This window comes from Ruegeria sp. CDSA221 (assembly GCF_059611825.1).
Genome location: NZ_JBXWPK010000009.1, coordinates 1 through 15,569, shown reverse-complemented (window position 1 = coordinate 15,569; position 15,569 = coordinate 1). Strand labels below are relative to the sequence as shown.

Here is a 15,569-nt window from a genome sequence, read left to right as displayed (position 1 = left end):
AGAGGGACCGGAAACATGTTCAAGAAACTTGCAATCGGTGCCGCGTTTGCTATCGCACTTGCTCCTGTCGCGTCTAACGCGGCAGGCGGAGGCGAACAGCATATCGAGGACTTCCAATTCTCATTCGAAGGCCCGTTCGGAACCTGGGATCAACACCAGTTACAGCGCGGCCTGCAGATTTACACCGAGGTTTGCGCGGCCTGTCACGGCCTGCGCTATGTGCCTCTGCGTGACCTCGAAGCGCTGGGCTATTCGGAAGACGAAGTCACCGCCTATGCGGCGGGCAACTTTGAAGTGTTCGACCCCGAGCTGGACGATTTCCGCCCGGCTAAACCCGTTGACCATTTCCCCGCCAATGATGGCGTTGGCGCACCCGACCTGAGCCTGATGGCCAAGGCGCGTGCCGGTTTCCACGGCCCTTACGGTCTGGGGATCAACCAGCTGGTCAACGGCATGGGCGGCCCGGAATACATCGCCTCGTTGCTGGATGGTTATACGGGCCACGAAAAGGAAGAAGCGGGAACGGTTCTGTACGAAAACACCGCCTTCCCCGGTGGTTGGATTTCGATGGCGCCCCCGCTTTCGGATGAGCAGGTCGAGTTTGCCGATGGCCACGCAAATGACGTCGAGCATATGTCGGAAGACGTTGCAGCCTTCCTGATGTGGACGGCTGAACCGAAGATGATGGAGCGTAAGTATTCGGGCTTTGTCGGTGTTGTCTTCCTGACGCTTCTGTCGGTCCTGCTGTACCTGGTCAACAAGCGTCTGTGGGCAGGCGTTAAAGGCAAGAAGAAACACTAAGCGTTTTTCTCAGACACGTTAGAAACCCCCGCGCCATTGGTTGCGGGGGTTTTTTGTTGCTTGGGGGTGGAAGGGGCCAGCCCCTTCTTGGCCTGCGGCCAATTCATCCCCGAGGTATTTTTTGGCCAGATGAAGAGGCGGATCAGGCGCTGAGCTGCGTATCCGAGCGGCCGGTGATCGTCGCGGTCACGATTTGCCCTTCGGGTTGAGGGGTATTGAATGTGACTTCGGTGAATTGCGCGGTCCGGCCCATATGGGGGGTCTCCATCAGGATGTGATGGGTTTTGCCGAGTTGAGCGGTCAGGTGCTTGGCAATCTGCACCTCGCCAGCGGTACGCAGACGGGCGGCGCGGGTTTTGATGACATTGCCGTTGACCTGCTGCGGAATGCGGGCGGCGGGTGTACCTTCGCGTTTGGAGTAGGGGAAGACATGCAGCCATGTCAGATCGCAATCGGCAACCAGCCTTAGCGAGTTTTCGAAATGGGCCTCGGTCTCGGTCGGGAAACCGGCGATGATGTCAGCGCCAAAGGTCATCTCGGGGCGCAGCTTGCGGGCCTCTTGGGTAAAGCGGATCGCATCGTCACGCAAATGGCGGCGTTTCATCCGCTTCAGGATCAGATCGTCGCCATGCTGCAGCGACAGATGCAAGTGAGGCATCAGGCGGCGTTCTGTGGCAATAGCCTGCATCAGGTTTTCATCGACCTCGATCGAATCGATCGAGCTGATCCGCAGGCGCGGCAGGTCCGGCACCAGTTTGAGGATGCGCATAACCAGATCGCCCAGTTTCGGTTGGGCAGGCAGGTCAGCGCCCCATGAGGTCAGGTCAACGCCGGTCAGAACGACCTCATTATAACCCTTATCGACCAGACGCTTGATCTGGTCCACAACAACGCCCGCGGGGACGCTGCGCGAATTACCGCGGCCATATGGGATGATGCAGAAGGTACAGCGGTGGTCACAGCCATTCTGAACCTGTACATAGGCGCGGGAACGAGTGCCAAACCCGTCGATCAGGTGGCCAGCGGTTTCGGTAACCGACATGATGTCATCAACCTGGACGGCTTCGGTTTCACCAATGAAATCCGCCGCCATGCCTTTCCAGGTTTCGGGCTGCATCTTTTCCGTGTTGCCGATCACCGCGTCGACCTCTTCCATCTGAGAGAAGGTCTGTGGTTCCGTCTGCGCAGCGCAGCCGGTCACAATCAGCCGGGCATTCGGGTTTTCGCGGCGCAGTTTGCGGATTTCCTGCCGGGCCTTGCGCACGGCTTCGGCGGTCACGGCGCAGGTGTTCACCACCACCGCATCGGTCAGACCGGCCTGTTGCGACAGCTCTTTCATCGCCTCGGTCTCATAGGCGTTCAGGCGGCAGCCCAGCGTGGTGAATTTGGGCGGGTTCATCCCAGCGACCTTAGGAATTCCGGCGTCAGCAGGCCCGAGAAGACATGGGCCGTGGGGCCGGTCATCCAGACGCCATCGTCGCGCCAGTCGATCCAGATTGTGCCGCCGTCCAGCTCGATCTGAACCTTGCGTCCGGTCAGGCCGCGCCGGGCTGCGGCCACGGCCGTTGCGCAGGACGAAGAGCCAGAGGCCAGGGTGATGCCAACGCCCCGTTCCCATACGCGCATGCGGATATGATCCGGACCGATCAGCTGTGCCACTTGTACATTGGTCCGTTCTGGATAGAGCGGATGATATTCATACCGTGCGCCGAACTCTGCCAGCGGAATCGCCTCGGCATTGTCGACAAAGAAGGTGCAATGTGGGTTTCCCATGCCGGTGGCGGTTGGGGCGCCTTCGATCGGCAGTTCCAAGGTGTCCACGTCTTCGGTCAATGGAATCTCGTGCCAGTTCAGCTGCGGCAGTCCCATATTAACCGAAGTCAGCCCGTCCCCCGCATCGCTTGCATACAGCGTTCCCCGCTCGGTGGTCAGGGTCAGGGTCTGTTTGCCGGTTTCCTCCATCAGAAACCGCGCGATACAGCGGGTGGCATTGCCACAGGCGGCCGAGGTCGAGCCATCGGCGTTGTAGAACACCAGATGGGCATCTGACGCGCCATTTTCGATGACGGCGAGCTGATCAAAGCCGACCCCAAATTGCCGATGCCCAATGGCTTGGGCCAAGGCTGGTGTCACCCCGACCTCATGCGCGCGCGCATCCACAATGACAAAGTCATTGCCCAGCCCATGCATCTTCATAAAGGGCAATCCGGTGTTCTGAATTCCTTGCATGGCGGGCATATAACGTTGCTGCGGATGGGAATCCACCCTGTGGCGCAGATTCGTGAAAAAAGGGGTTGACCCCCTTGCGCCACCTGCCTAAGTAGGCCGCCTATCGGGACGCCGTTTCGAAAGAAACTACAGGCGTAACGAGGTGTGAAATAAGGTCTTGAACCCAGTCGGGAAAATGCCTTACAGAGCGCCACGGATCCAAAGGATCCAAACAAAAGAGTGGGCCGTTAGCTCAGTTGGTAGAGCAACTGACTTTTAATCAGTGGGTCGCAGGTTCGAATCCTGCACGGCTCACCACTTTTTACATAGCACCAAGGCGTTACGCAGGATCAGATTGATGCGAACGTATAACCACACCGCATGTGCGATGATCTGCCGAGGAGATCCGTGGCGATTGTAGCTTATCGGCGATGGCTGCTTCGATGTCACCTTCGTCCAATTACGGGTGTGAGAATCCAAACGGCAAGTTGGCGGGACAAAACCCTTCGAACTGCAGAAATCACTTTACGTTCAAGGGTTTGCGACTTCTGTTAGCCTCTGAATGTAAATGGTGCCTCAAGAGGGACTCGAACCCCCGACCTTGTCCTTACGAAGGACCTGCTCTACCAGCTGAGCTATTGAGGCAAGCGAGGCTCGTTTAAACCCTCGTGCGGGTGCTTGCAAGCGGTGAAACCCCGGGTTTCATGACCTCAGAAGCACCTGTTTCCGCATTTTGTTATCACCGTTCATTGAGGGTCCGGCGCGCACTGGAAATAGGAACCGGGTTGACTGCAGTTATATATTTCTATATTTCATGAAATATGGAAATTATAGCAACAGAACAACTGGCGACTTTGGGTCACCCGCAACGGCTTTCAGTGTTTCGCATGTTGATGCGACGCTTTCCTGACGCTGTCCCGGCCGGAGAGCTTGCCTTGGGGCTGGGGATCAAGCCCAACACATTATCGAACTATCTGAACGCGTTGCGACAGGCGGGGCTGGTCCGGCAGAATCGGTCTGGTACCTCTTTGCTCTACTCGATCGAGATGCAGAATGTGCAGCAGATGCTGGATTACCTACTGAACGATTGCTGCCGCGGACGCCCCGAAATCTGTATCCCGTCAGGCTGGGAAAGCGACAGATCAGCGGACCGAAAATATAACGTTCTTTTCCTGTGCGTTGGCAATTCCGCCCGTTCGATATTTGCTGAATCTATCCTTCGCGCGCTGGCGGGTGAGCGTTTCAACGCATATTCTGCGGGAACGCAGCCTTCATCCGGGCTCAACCCTATAGCGGTGCAGGTCCTTAAGGACAAAGGGCATGATGTTTTGGCTCTGCGCTCGAAACATATGTCAGAATTTGCCACCTCTGACGTGCCCGAGATGGATTTTGTCTTTACCGTCTGCAATCAGGCCGCGAATGAGGAATGCCCCGCCTGGGATGGCCAGCCGATCAGCGGTCACTGGGGCGTGGTCGACCCGGTCATGGCGACAGGCACGAAGGCTGAAAAAAGCCTGGCCTTCCAGAACGCCTATGGTTCGCTGAGGCGTCGGATTGAGGCCTTTGCCGCTCTGCCAGTCGAAAGCCTCGACCGGATCGCCTTGCAATCTGCCGTCGATGATATCGCCCGAACACCCGATGAGGACACATTATGACTACCTTCGCCGTGAATGGCCTTGGCCGGATGGGCAAGCTGGCCCTGAAACCCCTGTTGGAGAAAGGCGCGAAGATCGCCTGGATCAATGACGGGGTCGGTGATCCGGAAATGCATGCGCATCTGCTGGAATTCGACACGGTTCATGGCCGTTGGGATGCCGATTTTGACTATGACAAAGACAGCGTCACCATAGAGGGTATGCGCTTGCCGTTTGTCGGTACCCGCGACCTGAACGCGCTGCCACTGGACGGGGTCGACGTGGTGATTGACTGCACCGGCGCCTTCAAAACCGAGACCAAGCTGGCGCCATATTTTGATGCAGGCGTCAGGAAGGTTGTCGTCTCGGCACCGGTCAAGGATGGCCCGACCGCCAATATCGTGATGGGCGTGAACGAAGGCACATATGATCCGAGCGCGCATCACATCGTGACGGCTGCGTCCTGCACCACCAACTGCCTGGCGCCGGTGGTCAAGGTGATCCACGAAAATCTGGGCATTCGGCACGGGTCGATGACCACGATCCATGATGTGACGAATACGCAGACCATCGTGGACCGACCCGCCAAAGACCTGCGCCGCGCGCGCTCGGCCCTGAATTCGCTGATCCCAACCACCACCGGCTCGGCCACGGCAATCACCTTGATCTACCCCGAGCTGACAGGCCGGTTGAACGGCCACGCGGTCCGGGTGCCGCTGCTGAATGCCTCGCTGACCGATTGCGTGTTCGAAGTGGAGCGGGAAACAACCGTCGAAGAGGTCAACGCGTTTTTCAAAGAAGCCGCCGATGGAGATTTGAAGGGTATTCTGGGTTATGAGACCCGCCCTCTGGTCTCGACAGACTATACCAATGACCCGCGCTCCTCGATCATCGATGCCCCGTCGACCATGGTGGTGAATGGCACACAGGTGAAGATCTACGCCTGGTATGACAATGAGATGGGATACGCGCACCGTCTGGTCGACGTCGCCCTGATGGTCGGAGCAGCCCTGTGACCCAGAAGCCCGAAGGGTTGTCCGCCTATATCGCGGTCACGGCGGCCTATTGGGCATTCATGCTGACCGACGGCGCACTCCGTATGCTGGTGCTGCTGCATTTTCATACGATGGGCTTCTCTCCGGTCCAGCTGGCTTATCTGTTTGTACTGTATGAAATCGCCGGCATCGGCACCAATCTGGCGGCGGGCTGGCTAGCGGCTCGGTTTGGGTTGACCTCGACACTTTATGCGGGGCTTGGCCTGCAGGTGGGGGCGCTGCTGCTGCTGACTCAACTAGACCCTAATTGGGCAATTCCTGCCAAAGTGGCCTTTGTCATGATCGTTCAGGGTGCCAGCGGCGTGGCCAAGGATCTGGCCAAGATGTCATCGAAATCCGCTGTGAAACTGCTGGCTCCGACCGAGGATGGTGGCCTGTTTCGTTGGGTGGCCCTTCTGACGGGGTCCAAGAATGCCGTTAAGGGGTTGGGCTTTTTGCTGGGCGCAGGTCTGCTGGCCACGTTTGGTTTTAACTGGGCGGTTCTGGCCATGGCTATGGTGCTGGGCGTCATCCTGATCGCGGTCGTTCTGTTCATGCCTCCGGGCCTGCCCAAAGGACGCAAAGGCGCAAAATTCTCTGAGGTTTTTTCGAAATCCCCCAATATCAACTGGCTGTGCCTGTCCCGCATGTTTCTGTTTGGCGCGCGCGATGTGTGGTTTGTGGTCGGGATTCCGATCTATTTCTATGCGGTATTGTCCGACGGGTCCGAAACCGGGAACCGAGCGGCCTTTTTCATGATCGGGACATTCATGGCGGCCTGGATCATCCTATACGGCGCAGTTCAGGCCAGCGCCCCGAAGATCCTGCGCGCCTCTGACCGGTCCGAGCCCCAATTGATCCGCGCCGCACGCGATTGGGCCGTAACCCTGTTCTGCGTGCCTGCCGCCCTGACCGTCGCTGTGGCTTTGTCCTCGGGGCCCGCCACTTGGCTGACCATTACGCTGGTGATCGGCTTGCTGATCTTTGGAGTGATCTTTGCCGTGAACTCCTCGCTGCACTCCTATCTGATCCTGTCCTTTTCTCAGGCCGAGCGGGTCACGATGGATGTCGGTTTCTATTACATGGCCAACGCGGCCGGCCGATTGCTGGGCACAGTGCTGTCTGGCCTCACTTACCAGATCGGTGGTTTGGCAATGGTTCTGGGAACAGCCGCAACAATGGTCGCTCTGTCCGCGATGGCCTCGGACAGGATGCAGGACCGTTTGGCGGTGGGTTAGCATTCTCACCAAGCTTGCTCGCGAATGCGGCATGGACGTCATTATTTTTGCGGATGAATTCTGTGACGGGACAAGTGGAATTAGCCCTTACATGTTACGCTATCCGGTAGAAACGATTTGTTGGCGATGCCGCAGGGCATTTCAGCGGATCCAATTTGTTGTTTCAAAATCTCAGTGGCACACTCGGGAAGCGCGCAAAGCCACGCGTTCGAAAGCTCACTGAAGCAAAAGACTATTTTGATTGGTACCCAAGCAATAAGGCTTGCAGTGGTTCGTGGCCGACCGCTCAGCCTTAACAATCCGATATCACTGCCCAGAGGCATTTGACCTGGAATGCCACCACTCGAATTGCATGAGGTCCGAGCATCAGCATTCCTTGGTCGGGTAGAAGCTAATGTCACACCACCGTGGCTATTCTGCAGCGTTCGGAACCGTCGCTTCTGCGTACATTCCCTTCACACGTTCCTTTGTTGGATCGAAATGCGGGAATGGCACGATCTTGGCTTTCAACCGCTTTTGTTGGCCGTCCAGCTGCCCGATTTCGATGTCCGCTCCAACGATGGCATGGGTAACCGAAATCCGACCCAAAGCGATGACCTTGCCGAGGATGGGTGATTTCATCGCGCTGGTAATCTCTCCGACCTGCGCTTTCCCAACGCGCACGCAGTCACCGGGTGAGGGGACCGTACCCCCTTCGATCTCAAATCCAACCAGTTTGCGGTGTGGGTGGACCTTGCGCTCCTCTATCGCCGCCCGCCCGATGAAGTCGTCGGTCTTTGATTTCAGCGGCACAGTAAAGCCGATGCCGGCCTCGAACGGATCGGTCTGATCGTCGAATTCTGACCCGGCAAAGATCAGACCGCCCTCGATCCGCAACATGTCCAATGCGGCCAGGCCCAGAGGCGCAATGCCATACTCTTGGCCCACCTCCCAGACACGATCAAAGATTTCGACGGCATCCTTGGGATGGCAGAAGATTTCATACCCAAGCTCTCCGGAATAGCCGGTCCGAGAAATTACAACAGAAGTCCCCTGCACATCACCAACCCGCGCGACCGAAAGCCGGAACCACGGCAGTTCGTCGATCGTTGGTTGCTGAGGCGGTGTCCAGAATATCTTGGAAAGTATGTCGCGGCTATGCCGCCCCTGAACTGCAATGTTGTGCAACTGGTCCGTAGAGTTGCGCACCCAGACATTCATATTGCGTTTGAGCGCCTGTTCCTGCAGCCACAACCCGCTGGTGTCATTCCCACCGATCCAGCGGAAGTTCGTCTCACCCAACCGGTAGACGGTGCCATCGTCGATCATACCGCCGTGCTCATAGCACATGGCGGTATAAACGACCTGACCAACGCTCAGTTTTTTCATGTTGCGGGTCACGCAAAGCTGCATCAGTTCTTCGGCGTCAGGTCCCACGACTTCGTATTTGCGCAGCGGGCTGAGGTCCATGACAGCAACCTTGTCCCGGCAAGCCCAATATTCGGCAATCGCGCCATGATTGGTCATCGTGTTGGGCAGCCAATAGCCATTGTATTCGACGAAATCACGGGTGTGCCGTGCAAAGCAGTCGTGAAATGCTGTTTTCTTAGTTTCTTCCACATCCGCCTCCGCAGATTTTCTATAGCCATAGGACCGCTTGAATTCCTCGGCCGCCTTATAGGTTCGCACTTGAATGTCTGTTGGATTCCAGCCATTTGCCGGGTCGATATCGCAGGGACAGCCGGTGCTGACGCAGACCAGATCGGTCAGGGCGCGCAGCAGGACGAAGTCACCGGGTCGCGACCACGGATCGTCCATGCCAATGGCGTTGGTGTCATCCAGCATCGTGTTGAAAAAGAAGTTGATCGCTGGCCAGCCACCGCGCGGCTTGATGCCATATTGGTCCAGATCCTTGTTGATATTGTCCGAACAATTCACATGGCCGGGGTAACCAAGGTCTTCGTAATATCGCGCCGTACAGGCCAGACCGAACGTGTCATGGCGCCCACAGGTATCTTGAACGATTTCGATCAGAGGCTCTTGATCTACTGACCAGTACTTTGAGAAAATCCCGGGTTGAGGATACAAGCTGCCCATCAGGCTGCGTGTTGTTGTCGGGTCGATTTCACGCTCGATCCCCTGATCCAGTGCGCGGCGGCTGAATGCCTGAAAATCGGAACACTCTCGGCCACGAATATCGACGATCTGGATGAATTCACCGGCCTTCACTTCATATGAGTGCGCATTTCCCGGCTGAATATTGAAATCCTTAAGCGGATCGGCCAGCGGATCGGGCGGTCCGACATCGGGCTTTTCCAATCCGGGCGCTGAGCGCTGGATGTACAAGATGATATCCGTAGGAGGGTTGTTGTCCTCGGGGCGCATAGCCTTGCCTGGTGCAGCGACAATCAAAAGACCATCGCTTTCTGCCACGAAATGCACCATGTCGCCGGGGCGTGACCCGTCAGCGAATGCCCGGATTGCGTCGCCTTTTCCGATGTCGAAGCCCGCGATTTCCAATGCACGCAGAACTTTTTTGCCAGATGCTGATCCATTTGCGAGGGTTGCGATCAAACCTTCGGGCCGTCCATGCCCCTGTGTGCCCAGCATGGCTGCATCGGAGCTTCGGTCAGGGGAAAAGAAGACCATCTCAGCCGGTTGCATCCCATCGCGATCCAGCAGCGTGATGGTATCGCCCTTGGACACCGGTACCGCGCGCGACCCCATTCCGGGGATCGGGTGGCGTTCCGTTCCATGCGGCAGGATCGGAAGGCCGGGGGCCAGAACCCCGCTGCGTTCGAATGGAACTTCGAAGACCGGCTTCACATTCATAGTGTGTTTTCCTGAATGGCTTCGGTTGCACCGCGATGGGTGACCACCAAGAGGTATCCCGCCTCGGTTCGCGAATAGTGGCTGAACCCGGCAGCAAGGCTGACAAAATCGCCGCTGCGATATCGAAACCCGTCGTGGTCGGTCAGATCGCCCTCAAGCACAAAGAACTCTTCCGGCCCGTAATGGACATGAGGGTTCGAACGTGTGCCTGGCGCCATCTTCATCAGATAGCTGCCTTGTCCGGTTTCTTCATCGAAACTGATATTCTTCCACCAGACCTGCGCATCGGGCAGGCCGTCCATCCGCATCCGGACAAATCCGGGGTCATCGAAGCGGATAACGGTGCGTGCGCTCTGTTGTTGTGCCATCTTAGTCGAGCCCCAACCGCTTTTTGCGCTGATCAGCCCAGCTGCTGATCGCCATGTCGAAGGTAAGCGCCATCAGCGAGACATTTATGCCGAGCACAAAGTTCTTGCCCAGTTCGGTACCTGCCAGAGTTCGTTGAAGTTCCTGCCCCAGATCCTGCGTTCCAATGAAGGCCGCGATAATGACCATGAAGAAGGCGAACATGATGGCTTGATTAAACCCGACCGCCATAGTTGGCAGCGCCAGAGGGAACTGAACCGACATAAGTTTTTGCCGGCGGGTCGAGCCGGACATATCTGCTGCCTCGGTCATTTCCGGCGGCACGTTGCTGAGGCCAATAATGGTGTACCGGATCAGCGGGACGGCGGCGAAGATCAGAATCGAGAACACAACCGCGACATCATTGACCCCGAACAACATGATCGCAGGGATCAAGTAAATGAAGCTGGGGAAGGTTTGCGCAGTGTCGCAAGCCAGCAAAATGCTCTTGGACCAACGCGCGGACCGCGCTGCGACAACGCCCAGGGGGATACCGATCATGGTTGCCAGCGCAACGGCCGAGATCACGGTATACAAAGTTATAACCGACCGATCCCACCAGCCCGAGAACGCGACAATCGTAAAGAAGACTGCTGCGTAGATGCCGGGCTTTCGGCCACCAACCCAATAAGCAAAGGAAACAACCAGAAGGATGAACGCGGGAGTTGGAATGGCGAGTAGCGTATTCCGGAATGGAATCAGAACCTTGACGTTCAGAAACCAGCGCAACCATTCGGTTGTCCCTTTGATCATGTCGATGGCCAGGAACGACTTGATAACCACGTCGATTTCCTTGCCCTGGCTTAGATGCTGCTTGCGGCCAATTTCGGCCAGGATCGGGAAGACCTGAGACAGCAGAGTGAACCCAACAAACAGACCCAGTGCGACCAGCGAAATCTGGTGGCGCTTCCACCATGGGGTGCCGCGTTCGAAGTGCACTGGCTGTTTGACGACCCAGGCCTTTGACATCCGATCCAACGTGACAGCCAGAAGGACGATGGTTACGCCAATCTCGAAAGAACGGCCCAGCTTGAAACTACCCATCATCGCCAGCAGTTTCGCGCCAAGACCGGGCATTCCGATAAAGGCGGTCAGAACAACCATCGCAAGACACAACATGATCACCTGATTGACGCCGACCAGAACCTCGGTCCGCGCGGCTGGAACGTAGACGTGGCGCAACATCTGCCATTTGGTACATCCAGACATCTGGCCTGCTTCGATCACTTCGGGGCTGACTTTTTTCAAGCCCAGAGTGGTCATCAGGATCATCGGCGGGATGGCAAAAGTAATTGTTGCGACGGCCCCAGCTGTCGGTCCGACCTTAAAAAAGATCACTGCTGGCAAGAGATACGTAAAGAAGGGCAGGGTTTGCAGCACGGACAGCATGGGTTTCAGCATCCGCTCGAACCAGCGGTATTTCCAGGCGGCGATGCCCAGTATCAAGCCCAAAAGAAACGCCAGCGGTGCGGCAACCACGATGACAGACATCGTCTGCATGGCGATCTTCCACTGTCCGATCGCGGCCGTCCAGATGAAGGTTCCCGCGCCTAATGCGGCCAGACGCCAACCACCTACGGCGTAGCCGACGACGGCTGCCACTGCGGCGATTGCGGACCATGGGATCGGGCCTAGATTGGGCCAACGGCGCTTGCCTTCCAGAAGGTTCGCTGACGTATCCAGCAGGAACTCGAGCGGACCTTCGGCGATAAATCGTGTGACATAGATCAGGCCAAGATCATTTTGGATAAAGTAGAAGACTGCATCCAGAACCTGCGCCGTTGGCGGAATCGCGGCTTCGGGGATGCGGTTTAGCCATTCGGGCAGAACTCCGAAAGCTTTGGCAACGATCAGCACGAAGGCGGCGGCCAGCAGTGTAGTCAGGACTCTGGTTTTTCCCCACGTCCCGTCTGAAGTGTCCGGTACTTCGGTGGACAGCGCCGCCATCATTCAGCTCCAAGCAGAACATTCAATGCGGCGTCACGTTCCAGAACACCGGTGACAACGCCTTTGTCATCCGCCACCGGCAAAAGAATGCGGTTGTCGTTGACAAGAACCCGCGCCAGTTCGTGAATGGTTGATCCACCATTGATTGGTGCGCCCTCCAAGGCATGACCGTTCACAGGTTTTGCCAGGCCTTTGGCATGTACGACCCGGGCCTTGTCGACATCTTCGGTAAACTTGGCCACGTACTCGGTGGCAGGGTTCATCACAATCTTGTCGGGGGTGTCACATTGTTCGACCGCGCCGTTGCGCATGATTGCAATCCGGTCTGCCAGACGTAGCGCTTCGTCAAAATCATGCGTGATGAAAACGATGGTTTTGCCCAGCATCTCTTGCAATCGCAGGAATTCATCCTGCATTTCGCGGCGGATCAGTGGATCAAGCGCCGAGAATGGCTCGTCCAGAAACCAGATATCGGGTTCAATGGCGAGCGACCGGGCGATTCCCACTCTTTGCTGTTGGCCGCCGCTCAATTCCCGTGGGAAGTATTCTTCCCGACCTTCAAGGCCCACCAACTTGATGACTTCCAGCGCGCGTTCGCGCCGATCATGACGATCTTGTCCGCGCATTTCCAACGGAAAGGCCACGTTGTCCAAAACCGTGCGATGTGGCAGCAGTCCGAAAGACTGAAACACCATGCCCATCTTGTTTCGGCGCAATTCAATCAGATCGCGCTCGCTCAGGCTCATGATGTCCTGACCGTCAACCTCAATCGTTCCACCTGTAATGTCGTGCAGGCGCGAAAAGCAACGTACCAGCGTCGACTTGCCTGACCCTGACAAACCCATGATGACCAGCATTTCGCCGCGGCCAACCTCAATCGAGACATCCTTGACACCGGCGATATAACCATCTGCACGGATTTCATCAAAACCGCGGCCAGCGGGCATGGACTTCAGGTAGCTCTCTGGCGAGGGCCCAAACAGTTTCCATACATTTTTGGCTGAGATGACAGGCGCTGTGGCGGACATGGCTGCCTAACTTTCTTGTTGAGCGCGGCCTTGCATCGATCAGATGGTCAAGGCCGCGCCAGTTTCGGTGGATGTAGCCGGATTATGAGCTGCAGGAACTGATCCAAGGATCGATGACAGCGCGGTTGGCGTCCAGCCATTCTTCGGCGGCTTCTTCCGGTTCAAGCTCATCTGTGTCGACCAGCTTCGCCATCTCAGCAATCTGCGGATTGGTGAAAGAAATCTCTGTCAGGGCGCAATACGCGGCCGGCCATTTGTCTTTCATACCATCCCAGGCTGCCTTTTTCAGGTAGCCTTTGGCGGGGTTGCCGCAATCATACAACGCATTCGGATTAGGACCCTTGGCCGGGTCTTTGTCGCATCCGTCTTCCCATGCTGGGAACTCAACGAACTCACCAGGCCAGACGGCTTCGGCAAAGTTTGGCGTCCAGTTAAAAACCAGTACCGGCGTTTTGTCGGCCTCAGCCGCGCCAATCTCGGCCCAAAGGGCTGCGGCTGAACCCGCATTGATCACGGTAAAGTTCAGATCAAGTGCTTCGGCGCGTTCTTTACCATGCTTCAACCAGTCAACTGGACCATCCAGATACCGTCCCTTGTCGCCGGTTTCGGCTGTCGCGAACAGGTGCGCGCAGTCGTTCAATGCATTCCAATCTGGCAGGCCCGGGCAGGATTCCTTGGTCCACATGGGATACCACCAATCCTCACGTGTAACCGCGTCATGATCACCTGCGTCATGCAGGCCACCTTTTTCCAATGCCGCCCTGTAGGACGCGCCAAACGCGCCTTCCCAGACTTCCATCTCCAACGCCACATCGCCCAGGCGCACCGATTCATAGACCGCCTGGCTGTCGGTGGTGACGTATTCGACGTTGTTGCCCATCTCTTCAAAGATCAGGCCGACAACGTTCGACATCACGATCTGGCTGGACCAATTGTGAATTGGGATCACGATCGGGTCGCTGCTGTCTTCTGCAGTCGCCCCTGTTCCCGCTACTGCTGCCAAAGTTGCAGCAGAAAGGAGGTTTGTAAGTTTCATGTTTGCTCCCTGAGTGATGTTCATTTTTTAGGTTGTGGACTCTTCCGGCCCCGAATTTGTGCATTCTGCGCAGAATCGCCCCAGACGCAGAACAGAAATTTGAGGGTCTTTGACCATAAATTCTTGAGGCTAACCCGACTTTTTGCTATCTTAACAATTAGTTGCCTGATCGATTGCCAGCAGATGAGGCCAAATGTTTTTCGATCGCTATAACGTCCAGTTCGGGAATCCGCTCTGAAATGCCAAAGAAAACTTCAGTCACAGGGAAAGTCCTTCCACCGCTCGACTATTTGTTGGCGTTTGAAGCTGCCGCAAAGGCGCAGAGCTTTGCGCAGGCCAGTAAGGTTCTGAACATCTCTGAAACGGCGATCAGCCGCAAAGTGCGGTTGCTAGAGCAACACTATGATGTGCCGTTGTTTGTGCGAGGGCACCGTTCTGTTTCGCTTACCCAACAAGGGGCCATCCTGCTGGCAACCGTGGAGAAGTCGCTGGACCTGATGCGGGATGTCAGCCGGGATATGCTGGCCAAACATCAGGCCAACACGGTATCGATCTCCGCCACCAACTCTGTTGCTTCTCTTTGGCTGATGCCGCAACTTCGCAAGTTCAACAAATCAAATGGCCGCATCCGTATTTCGCTGGTCTCTTCTGACAGCGACGCAGAGTGCCTGTCGGATTCGATGGACTTGACGATCCTGCGTGGAGATGGCGATTGGCCGGGATACGAGGCACAGCTTTTGTTCGGAGAAACCGTATTTCCGGTCTGCAGCCCAGAGTATCTCAAGAGCAACCCCAAAGCGGCAGATATATCTGCGCTGCCGGAACTGGACCTTATTGAAGTGGCCAGTGGCCATGCAGAGTGGATGACATGGCGCACTTGGTTCAGCGGCAATGGAGTATCGACGTCCTCGATGGAACAGGCAGTGGAGTTCAATACCTATCCGTTGTCAGTGCAAGCAGCTGTCGATGGACTGGGAATTGCATTGGGTTGGGCTCATCTTGTTGATCCTTTGCTTGAAAGCGGCACTTTGGTCAGACCGGTTCTGGGCGCATCAGTGCGAACACAGTCCGGATACTACCTGTTAAAAAGGCCTCTTCACAAAGCTTTCCCAGAGCAGCGCATCGTTGAAGATTGGTTGCTTGGTCTCAGCGCGGGTCGGAAAAGATACGCCTGATTGCTGTGGCCAGCCTCTGTTTCCTTATGATGAATCCAGTAGCACCTCCAGGGAGTGTTAAACTCGCATATTGACCCTAGGGAATAAATATTTACTTTAAAGAAAAATATATGCGAATCTGGTTCGGCTCTTTGCCGTTCTGGTTGGAACACTATTGGCCTATTTTATGCAGGGAGACCGAAACCCAATGAGCTATAAATCTGACATCGAAATTGCGCGTGAGGCGAAGAAGAAGCCGATTCAGGAGATTGG

At 56.4% G+C, this 15,569-nt stretch carries 12 protein-coding genes and 2 tRNA genes; 6 read left to right on the top strand and 8 right to left on the bottom strand.

What is annotated here, in order from left to right:
- The first annotated feature begins 15 nt into the window (after positions 1 to 15).
- Positions 16 to 801 carry a cytochrome c1 gene (locus tag AC2FJ5_RS14210; RefSeq protein ID WP_142640228.1) on the top strand — a complete coding sequence of 262 codons (786 nt, stop codon included), beginning with the start codon at positions 16 to 18 and terminating at the stop codon, positions 799 to 801.
- A gap of 142 nt (positions 802 to 943) precedes the next feature.
- Here AC2FJ5_RS14210 and mtaB read toward each other — a convergent pair whose 3' ends face one another.
- Entirely contained in the window at positions 944 to 2,200 is a 1,257-nt protein-coding gene (gene mtaB, locus AC2FJ5_RS14205) for a tRNA (N(6)-L-threonylcarbamoyladenosine(37)-C(2))-methylthiotransferase MtaB (protein ID WP_496793747.1), read from the bottom strand.
- Positions 2,197 to 3,039, bottom strand: coding sequence for a diaminopimelate epimerase (gene dapF / locus AC2FJ5_RS14200; RefSeq protein ID WP_271951728.1), 843 nt, complete (start codon positions 3,037 to 3,039; stop codon positions 2,197 to 2,199). Before dapF ends, mtaB begins: the two co-directional genes overlap by 4 nt.
- Positions 3,040 to 3,251: 212 nt before the next feature.
- Here dapF and AC2FJ5_RS14195 point away from each other — a divergent pair.
- A tRNA-Lys gene (locus tag AC2FJ5_RS14195) sits at positions 3,252 to 3,327 on the top strand.
- A 251-nt stretch (positions 3,328 to 3,578) separates the two neighbouring features.
- Here the strand turns inward: AC2FJ5_RS14195 and AC2FJ5_RS14190 are convergent.
- Positions 3,579 to 3,654, bottom strand: a tRNA-Thr gene (locus tag AC2FJ5_RS14190).
- A 176-nt stretch (positions 3,655 to 3,830) separates the two neighbouring features.
- Here AC2FJ5_RS14190 and AC2FJ5_RS14185 point away from each other — a divergent pair.
- From AC2FJ5_RS14185 to arsJ, 3 genes are read left to right on the top strand one after another with little or no spacing between them, the layout of a single operon-like run.
- Complete coding sequence (locus AC2FJ5_RS14185; RefSeq protein ID WP_496793746.1) at positions 3,831 to 4,664, top strand: arsenate reductase/protein-tyrosine-phosphatase family protein; 834 nt, start codon at positions 3,831 to 3,833, stop codon at positions 4,662 to 4,664.
- Positions 4,661 to 5,659 (top strand): ArsJ-associated glyceraldehyde-3-phosphate dehydrogenase, encoded by a 999-nt coding sequence (locus AC2FJ5_RS14180; RefSeq protein WP_496703176.1) that lies wholly within the window; start codon positions 4,661 to 4,663, stop codon positions 5,657 to 5,659. Before AC2FJ5_RS14185 ends, AC2FJ5_RS14180 begins: the two co-directional genes overlap by 4 nt.
- A complete protein-coding gene (gene arsJ / locus AC2FJ5_RS14175) occupies positions 5,656 to 6,915 on the top strand; it encodes an organoarsenical effux MFS transporter ArsJ (protein WP_496793745.1) in 1,260 nt (419 codons plus the stop codon). The genes AC2FJ5_RS14180 and arsJ overlap by 4 nt, the downstream gene beginning before the upstream one ends.
- A 411-nt stretch (positions 6,916 to 7,326) precedes the next feature.
- Here the strand turns inward: arsJ and AC2FJ5_RS14170 are convergent, their stop codons facing one another.
- From AC2FJ5_RS14170 to AC2FJ5_RS14150, 5 genes are all read right to left on the bottom strand, one after another.
- On the bottom strand, positions 7,327 to 9,726 hold the full coding sequence (locus tag AC2FJ5_RS14170) for a trimethylamine N-oxide demethylase (RefSeq protein WP_496793744.1): 2,400 nt from the start codon (positions 9,724 to 9,726) through the stop codon (positions 7,327 to 7,329).
- Positions 9,723 to 10,094 carry a cupin domain-containing protein gene (locus tag AC2FJ5_RS14165; RefSeq protein ID WP_496793743.1) on the bottom strand — a complete coding sequence of 124 codons (372 nt, stop codon included), beginning with the start codon at positions 10,092 to 10,094 and terminating at the stop codon, positions 9,723 to 9,725. The genes AC2FJ5_RS14170 and AC2FJ5_RS14165 overlap by 4 nt, the downstream gene beginning before the upstream one ends.
- A 1-nt stretch (position 10,095) precedes the next feature.
- Positions 10,096 to 12,078: an ABC transporter permease gene (locus tag AC2FJ5_RS14160; protein WP_496793741.1), complete on the bottom strand. Its 1,983-nt coding sequence runs from the start codon at positions 12,076 to 12,078 to the stop codon at positions 10,096 to 10,098.
- Positions 12,078 to 13,106 carry a quaternary amine ABC transporter ATP-binding protein gene (locus tag AC2FJ5_RS14155; RefSeq protein WP_282027611.1) on the bottom strand — a complete coding sequence of 343 codons (1,029 nt, stop codon included), beginning with the start codon at positions 13,104 to 13,106 and terminating at the stop codon, positions 12,078 to 12,080. The genes AC2FJ5_RS14160 and AC2FJ5_RS14155 overlap by 1 nt, the downstream gene beginning before the upstream one ends.
- Before the next feature lie 82 nt (positions 13,107 to 13,188).
- On the bottom strand, positions 13,189 to 14,142 hold the full coding sequence (locus tag AC2FJ5_RS14150) for an ABC transporter substrate-binding protein (protein WP_142640207.1): 954 nt from the start codon (positions 14,140 to 14,142) through the stop codon (positions 13,189 to 13,191).
- A 239-nt stretch (positions 14,143 to 14,381) separates the two neighbouring features.
- Here AC2FJ5_RS14150 and AC2FJ5_RS14145 point away from each other — a divergent pair, with 239 nt between their 5' ends.
- Positions 14,382 to 15,317, top strand: coding sequence for a LysR substrate-binding domain-containing protein (locus AC2FJ5_RS14145; RefSeq protein ID WP_496694612.1), 936 nt, complete (start codon positions 14,382 to 14,384; stop codon positions 15,315 to 15,317).
- Positions 15,318 to 15,569 lie beyond the last annotated feature (252 nt).